Source organism: Deltaproteobacteria bacterium, assembly GCA_016183175.1.
Taxonomy (GTDB): Bacteria; UBA10199; UBA10199; order UBA10199; family SBBF01; genus JACPFC01.
Genome location: JACPFC010000050.1, coordinates 1 through 20,016, shown reverse-complemented (window position 1 = coordinate 20,016; position 20,016 = coordinate 1). Strand labels below are relative to the sequence as shown.

Sequence of the window (20,016 nt, the reverse complement as noted above, 5' to 3'; positions counted from 1 at the left end):
TAAAAAAGCATGTGGTCTGTTCTGATCCACCCCCTGATTTTCAAGGAAGACTTCAAAAAAATAGACCTCTCCGCCCGGCAGAGAATCATCAAGGCTGTTCGGAAAAAACTTTCGACCGATCCGCAGGCTTATGGCCATCCCCTTTCCGGTGAACTCAAGGGGTATTGGCGTCTCCGGGTGGATGATTACCGCGTCATTTATTCGATCGTTCACGAACAGGTTCTGGTTAAAGTGATTAAAGTTGGAATCAGGCGGGACGCGGAAGTGTATGAAGAGATGATCAACAGACTGGGCGTGGAATGGTGAATAATTGAGACTCACTTCACATTCAGCGCCCCCACCAAAAAGGTGGAGAGCCAGGGGATATAGGTGATGATGACAAGGCAGATGAGAAGGATAATCAGATACGGAATGGCGATCCGGTAGAGTTCGAGGATCGACCGGCCAAAGCGGAAAGAAGAGATGAAGAGATTCAACCCCACCGGCGGCGTCAGATAGCCGATCTCCAGATTGGTGAGGAAAATGATGCCGAGATGCACCGGATTCACGCCGTACTTGTAGGCGATCGGCGTGATGAGCGGCACGACGACGATGGTTGCCGAAAAAATATCCATGAGACAGCCGACGATCAGAAGGAAAATGTTCAGCAGGACAAGGAACATCAACTTACTGCTGATGTACTGGCTTACCCATTCGAAAAGCCGCATCGGAACGCGGGCATCGACCAGGTAGTTCGTCATCCCCATCGCCACGCCGAGGATGATGAGAATCCCGCCGACCAAAAGCATCGATTCGCGGATGATGCGGGGGACATCCCTGAAAAGCTTGAGATCGCGGTAGATGAAGACCTCGACAACCAAAACATAGAAGGCGGTTACCGACGCCGCCTCGCTGGCGGTGATGAATCCGCCATAGATGCCGCCGAGAATGAGAAATGGAAGCGGGGCCTCCCAGGCGGCCTCTTTCAGCGATTTGAAAACGTTTTTCCAGACAAACGGAACGCGATGAACCCCCTTCTTTGACCCGAAGTAAACGCCATAGAGGGAAAGGGCGGTGACAAGAACCATTCCGGGAAAGATGCCCGCCAGAAAAAGCTTGTCGATGTTCACATTGGCGATGAGGCCGTACAGGATGAGCGGGAGGCTCGGCGGAAAAAGAAGCCCAAGGCTCCCGCAGGAGGTCACCAAGCCCATCGAAAATTTGTCCTCGTATTTCTCCCGCATCAGAATGGGATACATCAGGCCGCCGAGCGCGATGATGGTAACGCCGCTGGCGCCGGTAAAAGCGGTGAAAAAGGCGCAGGAAAAAATGGTGACAATTGCGAGTCCGCCGGGGAGCCAGCCAAGAACCGCCTGCGCCACGTTCACCAGCCGCTTCGGCGTTCCGCTCTCGGCCATCAGATAGCCGGCAAAGGTAAAGAGCGGGATGGTGACAAGCGTCGGCGCCGAGGCCATCCGGTAGAACTCGATCATGATGGCCGAGGTGTCGATATCGGCGTGGAAAAAGGAATAGAGGGCAATCGCGCCGAAGATGACAAACAGCGGGGCGCCGAGGAGGGCGAAGGAAATGAGGGCGAGGGTTGTGCTCATCGAGTTGATCAATTCAAATCCCCCCTGCCCCCCTTTGACAAAGGGGGGGATGGGGGGGATTTTCATTTCAATTTGATTTTTACCGAAATTTCCATCTCCTGATGTTCCTTCGCCTTCGCGATCGCCTTCCCTCCGCCGCCGAATTTCCAGAGAACCTCGACAATCTGGACAAAATAGGCGTAGGTGATGACGGCAAAACCGGCCGGCATGATGGTGATGAAATACCAGGTGGGGACTTTGGCAAAGAGAATCGTTTCCGCCCCTTTTTCGTCCATCATGAACTTCCAGGCCGCCTTGGCCAGAAGAAAGCAGACGACAATACAAAAAAAGCGGATGAACAGATCCACAATCGGCTTGGCCCTGGCCGGCAGTACCTTTGCCAGGGCGTCAATGGAGATATGCCTCCCCTCCCGCGTCGAAAGGGTAGCGCCGAAAAAGGCAATCCATAGAACCAGATGACGGGCGAAAACATCCCCCCAGTTGATCCCGGAATCGAAAAAATTCCTTAAGACCACCTGCAGGGAGGCGAAGAAAAGAAGAACAATAAGGGTGAGGCCGAGAAGAAAGGTCTCGATTTTCACCAGAAGTTTGTTGAGGCCGAAAAGCCAATTAAGAGGGTTGAGCATTACGTGAGTGCCCGAGTGCCCGTGTGCCCGTGTGCCCGTGTGCCCGCGTCCAAGATCTGTAAACTCTGGCACACAGGCACTCGGGAACCCGGGCACGGTCTTATCACGGCGCCGCCGCGATCAGCCCATTGATCTTGTCCAGCAACTCCTGCGGGTACAATTTCCCGACTAATTTCTGCTGGACCTCCTTGCTGATCCCTTCGAGCTCGCTTAGCGCCTCGGGAGTCAGCTGGACAACCTGAATCCCGGACGATTGCAAAACCGACAGCGAGCTTTGATTGTCGGCGCGCGTCTTGGAGATCAACTGGGTTGCCTGATTGCTGATGACCTCTTTGACGACTTTTTGTTCATCGGGGGTCAGCTTGTCCCATTCCCCCTTCGCCACCACGATGCCGCCGGTGCCATCCACGAGGTTGACGTCGGTCAGATATTTCACCTTCGTGTGCCACTGGAAGGCGATCGCCCCCAGTTCGGGGGCATAGGCCCCATCGATCAGGCCGGTCTGGAGTGAAGTGAGCACATCGGTGATCGCCAGCGGAACCGGCACCACCTTCAGCGACTCATACATTGCCTGCGCCAACGGGTCCCCCTCCCACATCCACATCTTTAAACCGGTCAGATCGGCCTTTTTGGTGACCGGCTTGTTGGAGAAGATTTTGACAAATCCGACCTCGGCCCATCCCAAAAGGACAAACCCTTTTTGAAGGAATTTGTCTTCAAAGTACTTCCGCATACTGCCATAGACCGCGTCGGCCTGCGCATAGCTCTTGAAGAGAAACGGCAGTTCAAGGACGCGGATTTCGGGCTCAATCATCCCGAGGCCGACGCCGGTCAGCGCCCCCCCCTGCATCTGCCCGATCCGCATCTTCCGGACGACATCCTTTTCATCCCCGGCCTGGCCGCCGAAATAGATCTGAAAATCGACCCTCCCCCCTGTTTTGGCCAGCACCTCCTCTTTCATGGCGTTTAGCCCTTTGGCAAGGGTGGTGCCGTCGGGGGCCAGCGTGGCGATTTTCAACACCTTGGCCGCGCCGGTCGCCGGCGCCGCCCCCTGCGCCAGCGCCTGGCCGGCGACGAAAACTGTCAAAATCAAAGACAACATGAGCGATCTCATTCCTGATTTCATGGTTTTCTCCCTTTTGGTTTTGAATGAACAATTCGAACATGGTTCAACACAGTTCACCATGTCCCTCAAACTAAAACATTGTCGCCGAATGGTCCAAAAACCACCGCGCCCTCAACTTGGCCAGTTCGTTGGCCAGACGTTGTTCCGGCAAACTGTCCGCCGGTGTGGCCAGCACTTCATTCAGCAAACTTTCGAACAGCGCCTTGTCCTGGTTCTGCACGGCATAGGATTGCGCATACGTCACCAGGCTCAAAAGAAATTTCCTTTTATAGGCGATGGCCGCTTTCTCGAAATGCCCTTTGGATTTTTCGGGGTTCCCGCCGAACATGGCGGGACGCGATCCGAACGAAAAACCGAAAAAGAGATGCGGCCCGGCGTAGAAATAGTTTTCATCGAGATCCAACACCCGTTGCATGATGGCTTCCACTTTGGGAAACTCGGCGATCGCCGCGGGCGAATCCTTGTTCAGGTTGATCCAGCTCCCCCAGTTGAAGGCGGTCCAGAAAAGGGCGGGAATCGAACCGCGTCCGAAGGAGCGGAGCGATTTTTTAAAGGTATCGAGGTCCCTGGTCAGGGCGCTCTCGAACGCGCCGTTCCGGTTCAAGACGCGGAGGCCGAAATCCTTTCCCTTGAGGTAAAACGCTTTGGCCCGTTCCTCGCTTTGCGCCCTCTTCGCCTCGTCCACCCCCTTGTACTTGAGCATGTTCCACTCCAGAAAACCGAATGTGTAGTTGGCGTAAGAACGGGACAACAGGACCAGATACGTTTTGTTTTTGGGGTTGTCGTACTGGAATGCCTCCAGCATCTTGATCATCGTCAGACCGGTGTTTTCGGCAAGCTCCACGTCCGATTCCATCTCAAACGCCGGCGCCCCCCCCTTGAAAATCTGGGCGGTGATGTCGGAGGCGATCTGTTTGGGGGTGCAGGAAGGAAGGAGAAAGAGAAAAGGGATGATGAATAGACGTCGCATGAATGGACTCACTTAAACGCATTTTAATGGGCTGTCAAATTTTTTGTGGTCTCCGCACATCGGCCTCTACGCGGCGCGTCATGGAGGGATTTCATGAAAGAATCTGTGAGAGAAACCGGAGTGACTTGAACGGTTTTCCCGCCGTGTATTGGATGAAATATTCAAAGGCCCGGCGCGTCTGGGCGACATGATCGGTCTTCCAGCCCTGGGAGGGCTCCCACCCTTTGGAGAGCCATTTCGAGGGGTCATGTTCGACGGAGGCGAGAAGACCGGAGATGGCCTCATAGCTTAAAGGGTGCGAATCGGTGGGCGCCCTCCCCGGGCTGGGAGCCCTCCCAGGGCTGGGAGCCCTTCCAGGGCCCGGAACGGACAAATTTTCGGAACAGCGTGAGCAGACAACGCTCCCCTGCCGGCCATCGAAAAAATACTGAAGATCGGGCGAAATTTTCCGCCGGCAGAGGCCGCAGGCCGAAAGCGAAGGCTGAAAGCCGAAAAGGGTCAGCAATTGGTGTTCCATCAGCGGGATAAGAGGAGTCGAAAGCGCCCCGGCCCCGTCGATGGCCTGAAGGAAACGATCGAACATGCGGTAGACATCCGGAAGCGCCTGCCGTTCCTGCAAAAACTCCAGAATCATCTCGGCAAAATAGCAGGCAACCGCGAATTTGGAGAGATCGTCCCTGACCCCTTCCATCCCTTTATCCAGAGCCGCGCTTTTGAGAAAAAAAAGCTCATCCCCTTTTCGTTCGGAATAGACGAGCTCCACCCGGTTGAAAAGGTCGAGTGCGCCGGCAAACCGCTTTCGCGAGATCCTCCCCGCGGGGGCGAACCCCTTCTGTTTTTTCCCCTCCGTGGTCAGCCACCAGACAATCAGATCCGATTCGGAATAGGGAATTTTTTTAAGAATAATGGCGGTGGTTTTATGAAGCATATACAAACAAAGAGAAGTCCTTTTGGCGAAGCAATTTTCGTTCCCGCCAGCCACATCCGCCGACAAGACAATCCACCTCTTAAGCGGCTTACGAAAATTGCGAAGACAAAGGGACTTTTCTTTGTTTGCGAACGGTTATCATCATAGCTCAATTTCGTCAAAATGCGACATCTGCTTGAACAACTTGTACCGGTGGCGGATCTCATCCATTGTCAACCTCCGCAAACGGTCGCAACTGAAGGCCTCCACATTAAACGACGCCATCGTACTCCCCACAATCACCGCCTTTCTCAAACCCGGCAGTGAAAGATCCCCCGTCTTCGCCAGATAGCCCATAAAACCGCCGGCAAAGCTGTCCCCTGCACCGGTGGGGTCTTTGATATCCTCAAGCGGCAGGGCCGGCGCCGAAAAGACATGTTCATCGTGAAGGAGCAGGGCGCCATATTCCCCCTGTTTGATGACGATAATCTTCGGCCCCAGGACGTGGATTTTTCGGGCGGCACGGACGAGATTCGACTCCCCCGCCAAAAGCCGCGCCTCCCCTTCGTTGATGGTCAGGATATCGACCTTCCCGATGGTCCTGATGAGCGAATCGCGCTTCCCCTGAATCCAGAAATTCATCGTGTCGCAGGCGATGACCTTCGGTTTATTGACCTGTTCAATCACCTGCCTTTGGAGATCGGGGTCGATATTGGCCAGAAAGACATATTCGATGTTGCGCCAGGCCAAGGGAATTTTGGGGGTGAATTTTTCAAAGACATTCAGGTCGGTTTTGAGTGTTTGGGCGTTGTTCAAATCGTAGTCGTACTTTCCGGTCCAGCGGAACGTCTTCCCGGGGGCCCTTTCAATCCCCTCGATGTCGATTTTTTTTGATCTTAAAAACCTCAAATGCTCGTCCGGAAAATCCTCCCCCACCACCGCCACCAGATGGACGTCGGTGTAATAAGAAGCCGAAACGGCAAAATGAACGGCCGAACCTCCCAACCCTTCGTTGATCGTGCCGAAAGGGGTTGTAACCGTGTCGAGAGCGACAGAGCCGGTGACCAATATAGACATTATAAATACCTCCCGATAATCAATTTCAAACGGGCCTTTGTCGCCGGCGGGATTTTTTTTAAGTCGGTGACAATCGCGTGCCGAAGGGCATTCCGACAGGCGCACCCTTCGGTCTTTTCAAGGCGGCCTACGGTCCGTTTGAGGATCTTTTGCGCCGTCAGCGCATTTTGATTCAGCACGGCGATCACCTCGTCGGCCGTGACCGGCTCCCGGCTTTCGTGCCAACAGTCGTAGTCGGTGGAAAGGGCCAGTGTGGCGTAGCAGATTTCCGCCTCGCGCGCAAGTTTTGCCTCGGTGAGGTTGGTCATGCCGATCACATCGGCGCCACAGCTCCGGTAGAAATGCGATTCCGCTTTGGTGGAAAACATCGGCCCTTCCATGCAGACATAGGTTCCCCTTTCGTGCATGACCACGCCGGAGGCTCGGGAGGCGGCAATCAACTGCCGCCGCAGACTTTCGCAGACCGGATTTGCAAAACTGACATGCGCCACAATTCCTCTTTCAAAAAAAGTGGAAGGGCGCCCGCGCGTCCGGTCGAAAAACTGGTCGATCACCACCATATGCCCCGGCTCGATCTCTTTTTTAAGCGACCCCACCGCCGAAACGGAGAGAATCGCCCCGACGCCAAGTTTTTTCATTCCCCAGATGTTGGCGCGGAAGTTTACCTCGGAAGGGGTGTGGCGGTGGCCGACGCCGTGTCGGGCCAGAAAGATCGCCTCTTTCCCCTCGAGTTCACCCAGAAGGAAAGAGTCGGATGGTTTCCCAAACGGGGTTTTGAGGGAAATCTTTTTTTTCAGCCGAAAATCGGCCATCGAATAAAGCCCGCTCCCGCCGATAATGCCGATGGACGCTTCCGTTGTCATCAAGGGGACTTCTCATAAATAATTGCCATTTCATTTGCAATGTTTTTTCTTCTTATCTAGATTACCCCCATGCTCGAACGACTGCCGTCCCCGGAAATTCTCAAAAAACTTCTCTCGAAGGGGGGGGAATTTGCCGAAATCTACGCCGAAAAGACCCGCTCCACAAAAATTCTTTGTGAAGACAAAAAAATCGAGAGCGTCATTTCGGGAGTGGACAACGGGGCGGGACTGCGGCTGATTGCCGACTTGAGGACTGCTTACGGATTCACCAATGAACTGACCCCCTCCTCTCTTTTGAACCTCGCCTCGGAGATCGCCGGTTCGATGAAGGGGGGGCGGTTTGGCCGTGACATCGATCTGAAAAAGAAAAATCCCCTGCTTCATTTCCCCATTCAAACAGATCCCGCAACCGTCTCGACGGCGGACAAGGTGTTGATGATCCGAAAGGCTGAAGGGTTAGCCTGGTCGCTGGATAAACGGATTGTCCAGGTCTCCGTCCGTTATTCGGATACGACTCGTCATGTGGAAATCGCCAATTCGGAGAACGATCTGGTCGATATGTCAACGACATTGACGGTACTGGGGGTGTCGGTGACCGCCTCTGATGGAAAAAGCTATCACACCGGCTATCATGCCATCGGCGGTCATATCGGCTACGAGGTTTTCACTGGACCGGATGTTGAAAACACCGTCCGAAAGGCGGTTCATCGCGCCCTCATTAATCTAACCGCGGCCCGCGCCGCCGGGGGCGCCATGCCGGTGGTGATTTCGTCCGAGGCGGGAGGGACGATGGTGCATGAGGCGGTCGGTCACGGCTTGGAGGGGGATCTCGTTTGTGAAGGGATGTCGGTCTATGAGGGAAAAATCGGCCGGACTATTGGATCTCCCAAGGTGACCGTCTGGGATGATCCGACATATCCCGCCAGGCGTGGATCGTATGCCTTTGACGACGAAGGGACACCGGCGCAAAAGGCGGTACTGGTGGAAAACGGCGTCTTAAAAACTTATATGTACGACCGCTTAACCGCCATGAAGATGAACTCAAAGGCCGGTGGCCCCGCCATTGGCGGGGGCCCTGCTGTCTCAAACGGCCACGGGCGGCGCGAATCGTATGAGCACAAACCGATCGTTCGGATGACCAACACGATGATCGCGCCCGGCAAAGACGATCCCGATGCGATCATCCGTTCCGTTGACAAAGGACTTTTCGTAAAAATGATGGGGGGCGGGCAGGTGAACACGGTGAACGGCGACTTCATGTTTGAGGTAAGCGAGGGTTACCGGATTGAGCATGGAAAAATCGGCGAGCCGGTTCGGGGGGCGACCCTCACCGGAAACGGGCCGGAGGTTTTGAAGATCATCGACAGGGTGGGAAACGATCTCGGTTTTTCCATCGGCACCTGCGGCAAGGACAACCAGGGGGCGCCGGTGGCCGACGCCATCCCGACGATTAGAATTCCCGAACTGGTTGTGGGGGGGATTGTGTCGGAATAAATGTTATTGAAATACCAACTATAGTTGGTATATAGTGGGGGTTGCGGATGTCCTTGAGCGGAAAGGAGATGATGCGGCTGTACGAACGGCATGGATGGACCCTTCTGCGGCAAAAAGGGAGCCATGTCCAGATGGGCAAAGGAAATGAAAGGGAGACGATACCTCTGCATTCGGAGCTCAAAAAGGGGCTGGAGAGAAAGCTCTTGAAAAGGCTTGGAATCGGGAAAGGGAAACAATGAAATACCATTTTAAAATCCATAAGGAGAAAAGGGGCTATTGGGGAGAGTGTGTCGAGTTAAAGGGATGCGTGAGTCAGGGCCAAAGCCTCGATGAACTGACCGGGAACCTCAAGGAGGCGCTCGATCTGTACCTCGATGAACCGGTGGATTCAAAAGTGATATTCAACCTGCCCAAACGGGGACTTCAAGGAAGAAATACAATCGAAATAGAAGCCGATCCCCAGATTGCCTTGGCGGCACTCTTGCGGGTTGAGCGCTTAAAACATAAATGGACCCAGAAGACAGTCGCAAAAAAGCTCGGAGTTCCTCTCTACAGCTATCAAAAGCTGGAGCATTCGAAGACCGCGAACCCGCAGTGGAAAACCCTTATCAGGCTTCGACATATTTACCCCACGTTAAACCTTAATCTTGCCGCGTAACGGTATTTCACTACTTCCAGCACTTAACCCCAGCGTCCACTGGCGCGCCTCGTCCGCCAGATCGGCCGTGCCCTTGTTCCGCGAGAAAAATCCGCCGCCGTTGCGATAAGACACCTGATGGGTATCGAGGAACGACTTCAGGGTCTGGCCATTGACAGCGAAATTGACGTTCTGGCCCAACTGCCCTGTTGCCTCCGCCATTGCCATGTCGGAGAGCTTCATCGAGACCACGCCAACCACTTCGCCCTTTTTGTTTAACACCGGACTGCCGCTCGATCCGGGCTGGATCGTTGACAGCATCTATGGTCACAACCTTCGCCAACCCGTCGCGCCTTTCGAGACGAAGCTCAACACATTCGTCAATGACGTGTTAGTTTCGTGAACTCGGTCTCACGGGCGCATCCGGTTTATCAAGAGCTTCGGTGCTAATTTGGCGGTCTTGGCAAAGGTCCCTCCAGACAGTGGTTGCCGCTCCGCGAATTCGCTCTCGCAATTCACCACGCATTCGAATTTCGTTTCGTAATCCCAGCATAGGGGAGTAAAAGTTTTTGAGTTGTGCTTCGACGAAAGCAAGACGCCGCTGACTTCGGTCACGACGGCCCGTAAGCCAAGAGCCGATTACCACACCAATGTTGTGTAAAATTACGTTGACAAATTACACCTGATTGCGGTACTTTTTAAATCGTGCCCACGGCGAATATCAAACTCCCCTCCACGGCGGTCGCTGAGGTCAAAAAATTCACCGGCGAAAAAACCGGCCAGAAAGCGGTTCAAAAGGCCCTGGTTTATTTTTTAAGGGACGCCCGCCAGCGGCGAATCACCCGCGTTTTGGATTCCGTCTCCTTCAAAAAAAGCTTTAATCCGCTCCGCTTAAGGCGTCATGAAAGATAAATACGTGCTCGATTCATCCGTCTGGATTGAAATTGAGCGAAAAAATCCCGCCGTGCTGGAACGCGTCCTTCCCCTCATTGAAAAAAATCAGGTCTGTCTCGTTGACCTGATCGTGGCCGAACTTCTGCGGGGCGCAAAAACGCGCAAGGATTTTTTAAAATTGAAAGACGGGTTTTCCGTTTTCCTACAGCTCTCGACAAAGTGGGAATCGGTGGCCGAGCTTGCCTTCAATACAGGGCGCAGGGGTTTTACCCCTCCCCTGACCGATCTGTACATCGCCCAGTGCGTCCTCGAGAATCAAAAAACGCTCGTGACGCATGACAAACATTTCAGACATATTGCCCAAGTGAAGCCTTTTGAAGTGATTTTACTCAAGTAAGGGATTATTTTGTCCACTTATAAAACGTCATCGGCGCCACGTTTAGTTCCCGCGCGGCTTTATAGGGCTGACGTGGATATTTTTTGGCGATTTGGGAAAAAACATTTTTGCGAATTTGGACAAGGCGCGTTCCTTCCATATACATGAGAACTTTTTTTTGTCCTTCGTCGGCCGTCTCGCGAAAACGGTTTTCGCGCATCCATTTATAGGCGGTGGCTACACTGATGCCCAGACTCAAGGCGGCGCGCGGGACATCGAAGTCAAGAGCCGCCAGTGCGCTGGCAAAGACAAGACGTTCGTGGTCGGCCCAAGAGAGGCCGGGGCGGTACCAGCCGATCATTGGAGAGCCAGATGCCACCCTCACCCCTCCGCCGCACGTCCGTGTGGCGGACCTCTCCCCTCCAGGGAGAGGGGGTTTCTGGAGTCGATCGTGTAAATATTTCGGAATCGAATCGGCATTAAGAACCGTTCTTTCGCAAAGCACTGCCGAAGAGGCGATGAAATTCTTCAATTCCCTGACATTCCCCGGCCAGGCGTAATCTTCCAGCGTTTTCATGAGCCGGCCGCCGATCCGCTCCGGTTTTTTGCGCTTCGTCTCCCGGCGGTATTCCTTTAAAAAATGTTCGGCCAAAAGGGGAATGTCCTCCGGCCGGTCGCGAAGCGCGGGGAGGGTCGCCTCAAACCCCGCCAGACGATAATAGAGATCCTCGCGGAATTTTTTTGCCTCCATCGCCTCACGCAAATTTCTGTGCGAGGCGGAAACAACCCGGATATCCACCGGCCGCCCCGATCGATCGCCGATGCGCAGGACCTCCCGCTCCTGCAAAACACGCAGAAGTCTGACCTGAAGATCAAGCGGCAGATCGGCGATTTCGTCGAGGAACAACGTCCCGCCATTGGCTGTCTCGATCAACCCCACCTTGTCCCTGTCCGCCCCCGTGAAGGCCCCTTTCACATGGCCAAACAGTTCGCTCTCGATCAGATTTGCCGGAAGCGCCCCGCAATTAATGGCCACAAACGGTTTTTGTTTGCGCGGAGACGATTCGTGGAGGTAACGGGCGAGCAGTTCCTTGCCGGTCCCAGTTTCCCCGGCAATGATAACCGGCAGGACCGATTCCGCCAGCCGGTCCAGCGATTTGAGCAGTTCTCTGATCACCGGCGACCGGGTCAGAATCGGCCCGCCGGTCAAAACAAATTGCATTTCGTCCGGGAGGCTTCGGATCCGCTCGCGCGCCCGCTGAAGATCGAACTGCGACAGATCCAGGTCGGCCTTGAGTTTTTCATTGGCGCGCCGATGGAATTCCAGCAGTTCATGATTCGTCAGCGCCAGCCCCGCCTGATCGGCAAAGGCATCGATGGTCCGGACGATTTTTTCGTCGAAGGCCCCCACCCTCACGGTGTGAGACAGATAGAGAACCCCCAGTATCTTTCCGCGAAAGACGATGGGTGAGCCGAGGATCGATTTCAGGCGAAGCACCGCAACCGATTCGGACTGGCTGAACAAAACGTCCCGCGAGGCATCCACGCTTATGACCGTCCGCCCCGATTCGAGCGCCTTATTCGCGACCGATTGCGATACCTCGGCCAACGCCGAATCGAGTTCGGCATTCAGGCTTAAGGCGGGACAAAGTTCTCCCTTGTCGTTCTTCCGTAAAATCACCCCCAGTTCCGCCCCGGAGAGTGAAAGGGCATGCCCCAAAATCCGGCGCAGAAGTTCGTCCAAAGGCATATCGCCGGCCAGATCGCGGTTGATTTTCAGGATGGCTTCGAGTTCCGCCTGGGAACCGGACGGGCCGACAATGATCGCTTCTTTTCGGGTCTGATCGCCGATGTCGGATTTGTACCTTTTTTTCAGTTCTTCAAGCGCCTCTTTTTTCACCGGATCGTCGGCATAGTAGTTGAGTTTGGAAAGGTCCCGCGCATAGGCCGTCTCATCCTTCATCCCCTGTCCGGCACGGCAACGGGCCAAAAGGACCCAGAAACGGAAATTTTTGATATCCGCGTCCTCCTCCGCCATGTGTCCGGCGCGATTCAGATAATCGCGGGCCCTCTCCCATTCGCGGCGCTTGCCGTAAATTTCACCCAGCTCCACGTAAGACCGGCAGACCAGATTTTTTTCGAAGGCGTAGTGCGCCGGTATTTTGGCGGCAAATTCAAGCGAGTCTTCCAGGTCGTGGATAGCCGGGTCGTTTAAATCATGTTTGGAAGCCAGAACGCCCCGGTTCTGGCAGATGGCGGCGGAGGAGGTGTAATCGCCGATAGCCAGCGCCACTTCGAGGGCCTCGCCGTAATGGATTTTGGCCTCTTCCCACCGGTCGGTATTGCGGAGGAGATTCCCCAGTCCGTTCAGGCCTCTCAAAATAAAGGCCGGATCGCCCCTCGTTCGGGCCTGACCGATCGAGAGACGAAAATACTTTTCCGCGTTGGAGGTGTCATTCAGTCCGGCATACGACTGGGCCATATTATAATAGATGCCGGTTTCCTTTTCCGGAGAAGCTGTTTTCAGTTCGTCCGAGAGGCGTTCGACCGCTTTTTGATATTCGCCCGCCTGAAGACAGGCCAGGCCGAGATCGAGGTTGGTGATGAGCGACGCCTCTTTGACAGACAGCCCGCTCTTCATTTTACGAAGAGACTCCTCAAACGAGGCGACAGCCTCCTTTGCCTTTCCCTGTCTTAAAAGAAGGTAGGCCAAAAAATTCCGGATGCGGATTTCATCCACCGCGTGCGCGGGATCGTTTCGAAAAATCTCCAGCGCGGAGCTTAAGGCCTCATGGGCGCGGTCGAATTCTCCTTCATCGATGGCAGACTCCCCTTTTAAGGCCAAAAGGCGCCCCCGTTTTTCGAGCCTCTTCTCCCCCTCCTTTTCGGCCCGGCAGGCCGCCACGCGGCAAGCCGCCTCGGCCAACCGGGCCAGTTTTTCCCAGAGGGGATCGGTTGCGGGGGCCTTTCTTTGCCTCACCTTTCTTTCAAGTTCCCCTGCCACCCATTCGAAGGTCTCCTCGATGCCGTCCGAGGAGATTTTTTCCGGGAGGACGGCAGTCCAATCGATGAGGGACAGAGTTGCCCTGGTCACCTGCCCCGTTACATCGGCCAGAAGATTTTTTTCCGAAAGGAGGCAGAGGAGGTTCCATACCGAGGCGGGGTGCCCCTCTGTGAGTCGATAAACTTTTTCAAGGAATGTTTCCGGAATTTCGGAAAGATTCAAAGCCACCTCCCCCCACTTTTTCACCTCCTCCCGCGTCAAAGATCCGAGGGTGATTTCGATGGTTTCATAACCGGCAGGCGCTTTTTGGCGATCGATCAGATAGAGCATAACTCCCCCTTGGGGGGAGTTATCGCTGTCCACGAGAAAGATCTGATGACGACGGGCGGGGCTTAAGGCGATCAGTCGATAAAAGACCTCGCGCAGGAACCGGCTGACGCCGATCCCCTCTTTTCCTTTCACCACCAGCGCCGTTTTTTCTTCTCTTTTGAGAGACTCTTCGATTTTGCCCACTGTCTCTTTTAATTGCGCTTCCCGTCCGACAAAGGCGGTTTGTGTCAATACAAAGGCGGACTTTTGGACAAGGCTTAAGGCCTTAAACGCCGAGGCGGGCCGGTCGGCGGGATTTTTGGCCAGCATTTGGTGAACGAGGTCGGCCCAGACAGGAGGCACATCGTTTCTTAAAAGACCGATCAGTTCAGGCGTCCGGTGGAGGTGGGTGTTGACGGTCTCGTTGCTGTCTTTTCCGAGAAAAGGATTTTTTCCGGCAAGTACGGTGTAAAAGGCAACACCCAGACTGTAAAGATCGGCGCGATGATCGCAGGACCGGCGAAGAATCACCTCCGGCGCCATCGTGCTGGGGGTGCCACCGTAGAGAGACGGCGGCTTGACCCCTTCGACTCGCTTCGCTCGCTCGGGGTCAACAGGAGATGCCGCATCCGTTTGAACCGGGACCGGCCTTGCCAGACCGAAATCGAGGATTTTTGCTGTGCCTCTCTCATCCACCAGAATATTCGCCGGCTTGATGTCGCCGTGGATGATCCGCCAGCGATCCAGCTCGCAAAGCCCCTTTAAAATTCCGATGAAAACAGGTTCGTATTCGGAAAAGGGGCGCCCCGGACAAAAAACATCCAGCGGAACCCCGTCGAGAAATTCCTCGATCAAAAAAATCCGGCCGTCTGGCAGAGCGCCAAAATCCTCCAGGTGAACGATGTTTGGATGGGCCAGATCTTTAAGAACCCAAAATTCGTAACGGAGCGAGGAAAGAACGAGATCGGCGGAAATCCCTTCCGGCGGTTTCATCAATTTAACAGCAACGCGCTTATCCCCTTTTTCCCCCAAAAAGACCTCGGAAAAGGCCCCTTTGCCTAATGATCGTCTTAATTCATAATCTAAAATTTTTATAATATGCATATTTTATAGTCTTAATTTTAGATCTAATTTTAATAAAAAGCAAGTGCCTATTTTTTAACTGACTGAAATTACAGCATAAAATAAACTTGGCACGCTTTGTGCATTTATCTTGGGCATGGGTCCACAAACAACAACCAAAGGAGAAAGTCATGAAGACAAACTCATTAATCAAAAAAGCATTGTTAGTCCCCATCTTCTGTTTAGCCGTCATTGGGTCATCGGGTTGCGCAGGCTTGAGCCTCGAACCCACCGATGATGGTTCGACAACAGGAGAGGATTCCACCGGCACATCATCGGCTGATGATGTCGCCAGTTTTTCCGCGAACGATGAATATCTGTTCGTTTCGGACAACGGCGATTTCGTCAATCCCGAAGAGTTCCCCTCCATGTATGCCCTGATGGAAATGGCCTGGGGCTTCATCAAGGCGTTTGACCCCGCCCGCCATTACCCCATCGACTGGGAAGGGGACGACATCCCCCCCCTTGTCGCCATCGACGAGGTGGCGGATTTCATGGCGGAGAACGATCAGCCGAATGAATATGGTTGCGCCCTCCCCGTCGGCGCGGGAACCGATTCGCTTCCGGAGATGGATGAAAGCTGGGTCGGTTCAGCGACCGGCGGATGCGGCACCTGGGCCACCGCCATGTGCAACCGTATTCTGGGGATCACCGACGCGGACAGCGAGGTGACCCGGGATGAATGGAACGACATCGCCGAAGGGATCGGCCAGAATGACACCGGCGGTTCCGAGATGACCGGCCAGTCGTCCTACTATGAAGACCTCGGCTACTGCGTCCATAACAAGAAGTTCGACGGCTCGGCGGAAGATTACGCCGAGATGGAGGAAAAGAGTGACGAGGAGTGTGACATCAAACTCTACTTCTGGAAGAGAAACAGCGACGACACCTATTCGAACGGCCATGTGGAAACAGTCACCGACGTTGATGCCGATGCCGAGACCGCCACGACCAACTCGTGGGGAAACGAAGGAACGGTGAGCGGCGGCAACGATGGCGATTTCGATCATTCGCTGGACGGGACCCAGTTCCACGACGACGAAGGGAACGAACTGTGGCCCGCCGACTCCACGGAGGTGTGGGTCAGCTATGTCTGCGAATGCGGGTTCTTCGAAGGGATTGCACAGGCCCTTGGATTCTAAACGTGAAAGATAAGGGGGCGGGATAATCCCGCCCCCTTTTCTCCTTTGAAATTACCGCATAGTGCATATAATGAGAAAAAAAATGAAAACACTTTTTTTAAAAATTATCCTCGGAACGTTTTTGCTTTTAACCACCTCCTGCGGTTCGGGGGGCGGGGAGTCCCCTTCCACTGAAATCCCGGCGCCGGTTTCGCATCTCTCGGCCTCCAGCCCCGACAGTGACGGACTTATCCGCGTAACCGCCGAGGCCGGCTTTACCGACGGCGGAACTACTGTGACCATCACCAACCCCTCGGCCGTAACGAATCTTTGGCTCGACTGGCTGATTCCCAGCGCCCATGCCCATGCGACGCACACCATCACCTCCAACGCCGACGGATCGTTTCAGGAAGAAATCGAGGGGGCGGTTGGCGATCGACTCGAAGTGACCTATACGGTCGATGGCGCCGGGGCGTCGGCTGATGTGACCGTCCCCGCAAACACCCCTTCCCTTCCGGCAACATCGAACATCCAGGATGTGGGCATCGATCCGAACACCGGCACCGCCCTTGTTGTCGCCAACGACGGCGTCGATGGATTCATCCACCTCATTGATTTGTCCGATATGTCCTATGAGTCCACGATCGATTTGCCCGGCGCCTCCGGCGCCTCCCGGATCGCCACCGATCCGACAACGGGCGATTCCATTATCCTCGATACCGAAAACGTCACCGCGATTCACATCACGCTTTCCGGCGGCGGTTCGGTTGTATCAACCACCGGCATTATCGATTCCTCCGATCTCTCTGCCGGACCTTCCGGCGACTATGTGCTCATCGCCCACACCGACCCGACGCCGGCCTTGTCCTTTTTCGATCTCGCATCCGACTCGGCAACGGCCATCGGCGATTCCGCGACTGAAGGGGGCACCGCACAGGAGTCGGCCCTTTTCGTTGCCTCCGATTTTGACGGGACGGACGACATGGCAGGGGTGGTAAGTTTGATGCCCGATTCTTCTTTTCTCCTCACCACGCACATCATCGACGAAATAGTCCCTTCCATCACGCAAGATGGCGCCTTTCCGCTCGACATCACCTCACCCGGCGGGATTTTTGTCTTTTCGATCGGCGCCGAGGCCTTTGTGACCGATTCGTCCACCGACTTGGCCTTGAGAATTTCACTGACCGATGGCTCGGCAGTCTCCATTGATGTCGGCGATGATCCGCGGGGTGTTGCCGTGAACGAAACGGGGCTTACAGCCTATGTCGTCAACAACGCCGGCCGGACCGTTTCGGTGATTTCGCTCACCGATGATACGGTCACATCCACGGAGGAGGTTGGCCTTTCCCCCACCGAAATCGCCATTGGCGACGTGGGGGGGACGGCAACGGTCATCGTCATTAATACCGGCGACGAAACCGCCACTATTTTTTGACTCATTTTGATAATTTTTCTCAATTTGATTGAAATCTCTGGCTGGTTTGACCCCCTTTTCTCCCTTTTTGAATGACATAACAAACTGATATTTAACGAAATTTAAAAAACGCTCCGCAGTCTTATTTTGGCCTCGATTTTGCACCTTTTTTCGAGGTACAATAACTTAATTTTTGTAATAATAATTTAATATAAGGAGGCATCAGTCATGAATCACTCGAAAATTCTTGTTTATTCATCGGTCTTTTTTTTCCTCTTGTCCGCCTGCGGGGGTTCGTCAGGAGGAGGAGGAAGCGACGGCGGTGGTGATGATGGTGATGAAATAACAAATACCTTGGGTGATGCCTATCCAACCGACCTTGCCCTTGCCTCTCCGTTCGCCACCAGTTCCGGGGGGAGCGCCCTTAAAAAACAGGAGGCATTTACGCCACCAGTGACCCACGAGGAAAAAAAGGAGGTCATCGCTGAAATCCTCGAGGCCGATACCCCTGATGGATGCTTTAATTTTTCAGGGGAACTGAAGGGGGAGGAAACGAGGCCGGAATGCTATGGTCCTCCTCTTGCGTTGACAGGAACCCATCCCGATGGAGGAGGGTTGCCGGTGACTCTCCCCGGCGGCGATCTGGGCATCATGGAGGAATACGAGGGTGATGAGGCCTGCATCGCGACCAAGGTGAATAACTCCTTCGAGGCGGCCGAGAGGCGGACCGATTTTGCCCAGTGGGTGACCGCATCGATCCTCTGCGTGGCAAACCAGAACGGCATTGCACTCCCCGCCACCGTGGGGGAAAGTGTCGATCTCACCGACGAGTACACCGCGGCCCTTCCGGATCGGGCTCCCATAACACCCGATTCGGTTACCCTGCAACTTGTTGCCGCCGGCACCTATAAGACATCCATTTCGGGGACCGTTGAAAGCCCCGAGGGGGACACATTCGAAACGGCCATGAGCCTGACCCATGCCCCGCTTGACGCCACGAATTCGACCTTTGAAGGGCTCCTGCAACACCGGGTCACCAGCGATAATTTCGGCGCGATGGCCAACTGCGGGGCGGGAACGAGAACGGCGGCCGCGTCGGTCCTCTACGCGAAAGAATCGGCCAGTTCGCTGAAGGTCCGCTTTAAACACGCGATGTTTTGCGGCGAGGCGGATGATGCGGACGTTTTTGATGCAAATGGCGAGGTCGATCCCACAAATAAATACGCCACGGCGGGCAACGACTGCGCCGGAACCGTGGCCATAAATCCCAACGGATGGGGAGACACCTTTGTCAACTCCGTCATGAATACCGACCCGGAAACCGGCTTTGGAAAGATGACCTGGGCTTGGCAGGCCGGGCGTTGCGATGGCCATACGCGGGTCGCTAAGGCCTCCATCTTGGCTACCGGCGGCACCGACGGAGCCCCCGGAGGGTGCGGCTACGTCGGCTTTGGACCCGACGCCGCGGAGGATACGGTCGGCGACACCGACGGGATGATCTGCAACTGGACCGGCCCCGGTTCGGGCCCTTTTAACGGCAAGACGATTCAAGACCTTGTGCAACGACAGTGCGTCACGCTGGAGGACGGCGTGTATGTCTCCGTTTCCGACCAGTTGAATATCGCCTACGCCCCGACCAACAGTTGCGATTCGAATGGGGCCCTGTTCTGCGACGGCGTCGCCTGCGTGACGACAAATGATCTTCTGGATATCGACGAGATGAGTTTTACGGCGCCAACGCCGCCTGACCCACTATAAACGAACCCCGATAAACGCCAGTTGGCGTTTGTCGGTGTCCCCTTTTCTAAAGGAATAAAAAAGATCGCGATGACAGGCGGTGCAGTAGGGGAGAAATTCAAGATTCTTTTCGTTCAAGCCGCTGTCGCTCAACGCCACTTCGCACCCCTTTCGCAAATCGACAAAACTCCGATCGCCGTTTCCCGCCGTGATTGTCAACACCCTCCGGGTACAAGAGCCTGTAACGCTCTCCGCCTTCGACGGATCGCTAACAGGCTCTAGCCGATCGCCGAATCTCTTTCGAAATGCCTCCGCTACCTCCGGACCGCGAAACAGCCGGGACAGAGGGCGGGACCCAAAGCGGCCAGAAGTTTTGGTGGTTTTGTTCCAAAATGGACCGCCATCTCGCAAACGGCGTTTTCAATCACGCCGCTCACAAGCCCCCGCCAGCCGGCGTGAATCGCACCGACCGCCCGGTGTTCCGGATCATAAACCAGGATGGGAACGCAGTCGGCGGTGCGGATGGCGATGAAAATTTCTTTTTGATTGGTGATGATTGCGTCGGCTTCAATGGATCTGTCCGATCGGTCCGACAAAAAAAGAACCTGATTTGAATGCACCTGTTTGACCGTTACAATAGAAGATACCGGAATCTTCAACTCATCCGCAATCCGGGTATCATCGGCCCCCAGCTCGCGAGTCGTGAATCCGTGGATGATTTCCGGAAATTTCGAAAGAATTTTCGATTTT

At 54.7% G+C, this 20,016-nt stretch carries 20 protein-coding genes; 9 read left to right on the top strand and 11 right to left on the bottom strand.

Annotated elements, in window-relative coordinates; genetic code table 11:
• The first annotated feature begins 9 nt into the window (after positions 1-9).
• The gene (locus HYU99_05860) at positions 10-306 is read left to right on the top strand and encodes a type II toxin-antitoxin system RelE/ParE family toxin (protein ID MBI2339873.1); all 297 of its coding nucleotides are present in this window, start codon (positions 10-12) and stop codon (positions 304-306) included.
• Between the two features lie 11 nt (positions 307-317).
• Here the strand turns inward: HYU99_05860 and HYU99_05855 are convergent, their stop codons facing one another.
• From HYU99_05855 to mtnP, 7 genes are all read right to left on the bottom strand, one after another.
• Positions 318-1,589: a TRAP transporter large permease gene (locus HYU99_05855; protein MBI2339872.1), complete on the bottom strand. Its 1,272-nt coding sequence runs from the start codon at positions 1,587-1,589 to the stop codon at positions 318-320.
• A 62-nt stretch (positions 1,590-1,651) separates the two neighbouring features.
• Positions 1,652-2,215 carry a TRAP transporter small permease gene (locus HYU99_05850; GenBank protein MBI2339871.1) on the bottom strand — a complete coding sequence of 188 codons (564 nt, stop codon included), beginning with the start codon at positions 2,213-2,215 and terminating at the stop codon, positions 1,652-1,654.
• Between the two features lie 103 nt (positions 2,216-2,318).
• Positions 2,319-3,302: a TRAP transporter substrate-binding protein DctP gene (gene dctP / locus HYU99_05845; protein MBI2339870.1), complete on the bottom strand. Its 984-nt coding sequence runs from the start codon at positions 3,300-3,302 to the stop codon at positions 2,319-2,321.
• A gap of 109 nt (positions 3,303-3,411) precedes the next feature.
• On the bottom strand, positions 3,412-4,311 hold the full coding sequence (locus HYU99_05840; protein ID MBI2339869.1) for a hypothetical protein: 900 nt from the start codon (positions 4,309-4,311) through the stop codon (positions 3,412-3,414).
• A gap of 91 nt (positions 4,312-4,402) precedes the next feature.
• Positions 4,403-5,239 carry a DNA repair protein RecO gene (gene recO, locus HYU99_05835; GenBank protein ID MBI2339868.1) on the bottom strand — a complete coding sequence of 279 codons (837 nt, stop codon included), beginning with the start codon at positions 5,237-5,239 and terminating at the stop codon, positions 4,403-4,405.
• 141 nt (positions 5,240-5,380) lie between these two features.
• Entirely contained in the window at positions 5,381-6,295 is a 915-nt protein-coding gene (locus HYU99_05830; protein MBI2339867.1) for a sugar kinase, read from the bottom strand.
• Positions 6,295-7,158 carry an S-methyl-5'-thioadenosine phosphorylase gene (mtnP, locus tag HYU99_05825; protein MBI2339866.1) on the bottom strand — a complete coding sequence of 288 codons (864 nt, stop codon included), beginning with the start codon at positions 7,156-7,158 and terminating at the stop codon, positions 6,295-6,297. The genes HYU99_05830 and mtnP overlap by 1 nt, the downstream gene beginning before the upstream one ends.
• Positions 7,159-7,227: 69 nt before the next feature.
• Between mtnP and HYU99_05820 the strand changes: the two genes are divergently transcribed.
• From HYU99_05820 to HYU99_05810, 3 genes are all read left to right on the top strand, one after another.
• On the top strand, positions 7,228-8,652 hold the full coding sequence (locus HYU99_05820) for a TldD/PmbA family protein (protein MBI2339865.1): 1,425 nt from the start codon (positions 7,228-7,230) through the stop codon (positions 8,650-8,652).
• A 68-nt stretch (positions 8,653-8,720) separates the two neighbouring features.
• A complete protein-coding gene (locus HYU99_05815) occupies positions 8,721-8,891 on the top strand; it encodes a type II toxin-antitoxin system HicA family toxin (GenBank protein MBI2339864.1) in 171 nt (56 codons plus the stop codon).
• On the top strand, positions 8,888-9,310 hold the full coding sequence (locus tag HYU99_05810; protein MBI2339863.1) for a type II toxin-antitoxin system HicB family antitoxin: 423 nt from the start codon (positions 8,888-8,890) through the stop codon (positions 9,308-9,310). Before HYU99_05815 ends, HYU99_05810 begins: the two co-directional genes overlap by 4 nt.
• Here HYU99_05810 and HYU99_05805 read toward each other — a convergent pair.
• Positions 9,287-9,610 carry a hypothetical protein gene (locus HYU99_05805; protein ID MBI2339862.1) on the bottom strand — a complete coding sequence of 108 codons (324 nt, stop codon included), beginning with the start codon at positions 9,608-9,610 and terminating at the stop codon, positions 9,287-9,289. The two genes, HYU99_05810 and HYU99_05805, sit on opposite strands and share 24 nt — an antisense overlap.
• A 384-nt stretch (positions 9,611-9,994) precedes the next feature.
• Here HYU99_05805 and HYU99_05800 point away from each other — a divergent pair, with 384 nt between their 5' ends.
• Both HYU99_05800 and HYU99_05795 read left to right on the top strand, forming a co-directional pair.
• Positions 9,995-10,201, top strand: coding sequence for a hypothetical protein (locus tag HYU99_05800; protein ID MBI2339861.1), 207 nt, complete (start codon positions 9,995-9,997; stop codon positions 10,199-10,201).
• Positions 10,191-10,580, top strand: coding sequence for a PIN domain-containing protein (locus HYU99_05795; protein MBI2339860.1), 390 nt, complete (start codon positions 10,191-10,193; stop codon positions 10,578-10,580). Before HYU99_05800 ends, HYU99_05795 begins: the two co-directional genes overlap by 11 nt.
• A gap of 4 nt (positions 10,581-10,584) precedes the next feature.
• Here HYU99_05795 and HYU99_05790 read toward each other — a convergent pair whose 3' ends face one another.
• On the bottom strand, positions 10,585-14,976 hold the full coding sequence (locus HYU99_05790; protein ID MBI2339859.1) for a sigma 54-interacting transcriptional regulator: 4,392 nt from the start codon (positions 14,974-14,976) through the stop codon (positions 10,585-10,587).
• A gap of 149 nt (positions 14,977-15,125) precedes the next feature.
• Between HYU99_05790 and HYU99_05785 the strand changes: the two genes are divergently transcribed.
• From HYU99_05785 to HYU99_05775, 3 genes are all read left to right on the top strand, one after another.
• Complete coding sequence (locus tag HYU99_05785; GenBank protein MBI2339858.1) at positions 15,126-16,136, top strand: hypothetical protein; 1,011 nt, start codon at positions 15,126-15,128, stop codon at positions 16,134-16,136.
• Positions 16,137-16,218: 82 nt separating this feature from the next.
• Positions 16,219-17,550, top strand: coding sequence for a hypothetical protein (locus tag HYU99_05780; protein ID MBI2339857.1), 1,332 nt, complete (start codon positions 16,219-16,221; stop codon positions 17,548-17,550).
• Between the two features lie 207 nt (positions 17,551-17,757).
• Positions 17,758-19,287 (top strand): hypothetical protein, encoded by a 1,530-nt coding sequence (locus HYU99_05775; protein MBI2339856.1) that lies wholly within the window; start codon positions 17,758-17,760, stop codon positions 19,285-19,287.
• Here the strand turns inward: HYU99_05775 and HYU99_05770 are convergent.
• Entirely contained in the window at positions 19,282-19,677 is a 396-nt protein-coding gene (locus tag HYU99_05770; protein ID MBI2339855.1) for a laccase domain-containing protein, read from the bottom strand. The two genes, HYU99_05775 and HYU99_05770, sit on opposite strands and share 6 nt — an antisense overlap.
• Positions 19,581-20,016, bottom strand: a 436-nt coding sequence (locus tag HYU99_05765) for a laccase domain-containing protein (GenBank protein MBI2339854.1), incomplete at its 5' end; no start/stop codon positions are given. The genes HYU99_05765 and HYU99_05770, both read right to left, overlap by 97 nt.

Bases quoted from the DNA above. Each gene is read 5' to 3' on its own strand.
- HYU99_05860 (MBI2339873.1), top strand. From the start codon at position 10: ATGTGGTCTGTTCTGATCCACCCCCTGATTTTCAAGGAAGACTTCAAA.
- HYU99_05855 (MBI2339872.1), bottom strand. From the start codon at position 1,589: ATGAGCACAACCCTCGCCCTCATTTCCTTCGCCCTCCTCGGCGCCCCG.
- HYU99_05850 (MBI2339871.1), bottom strand. From the start codon at position 2,215: ATGCTCAACCCTCTTAATTGGCTTTTCGGCCTCAACAAACTTCTGGTG.
- HYU99_05840 (MBI2339869.1), bottom strand. From the start codon at position 4,311: ATGCGACGTCTATTCATCATCCCTTTTCTCTTTCTCCTTCCTTCCTGC.
- recO (MBI2339868.1), bottom strand. From the start codon at position 5,239: ATGCTTCATAAAACCACCGCCATTATTCTTAAAAAAATTCCCTATTCC.
- HYU99_05830 (MBI2339867.1), bottom strand. From the start codon at position 6,295: ATGTCTATATTGGTCACCGGCTCTGTCGCTCTCGACACGGTTACAACC.
- mtnP (MBI2339866.1), bottom strand. From the start codon at position 7,158: ATGACAACGGAAGCGTCCATCGGCATTATCGGCGGGAGCGGGCTTTAT.
- HYU99_05820 (MBI2339865.1), top strand. From the start codon at position 7,228: ATGCTCGAACGACTGCCGTCCCCGGAAATTCTCAAAAAACTTCTCTCG.
- HYU99_05815 (MBI2339864.1), top strand. From the start codon at position 8,721: ATGATGCGGCTGTACGAACGGCATGGATGGACCCTTCTGCGGCAAAAA.
- HYU99_05810 (MBI2339863.1), top strand. From the start codon at position 8,888: ATGAAATACCATTTTAAAATCCATAAGGAGAAAAGGGGCTATTGGGGA.
- HYU99_05805 (MBI2339862.1), bottom strand. From the start codon at position 9,610: ATGCTGTCAACGATCCAGCCCGGATCGAGCGGCAGTCCGGTGTTAAAC.
- HYU99_05795 (MBI2339860.1), top strand. From the start codon at position 10,191: ATGAAAGATAAATACGTGCTCGATTCATCCGTCTGGATTGAAATTGAG.
- HYU99_05790 (MBI2339859.1), bottom strand. From the start codon at position 14,976: ATGCATATTATAAAAATTTTAGATTATGAATTAAGACGATCATTAGGC.
- HYU99_05785 (MBI2339858.1), top strand. From the start codon at position 15,126: ATGAAGACAAACTCATTAATCAAAAAAGCATTGTTAGTCCCCATCTTC.
- HYU99_05780 (MBI2339857.1), top strand. From the start codon at position 16,219: ATGAAAACACTTTTTTTAAAAATTATCCTCGGAACGTTTTTGCTTTTA.
- HYU99_05775 (MBI2339856.1), top strand. From the start codon at position 17,758: ATGAATCACTCGAAAATTCTTGTTTATTCATCGGTCTTTTTTTTCCTC.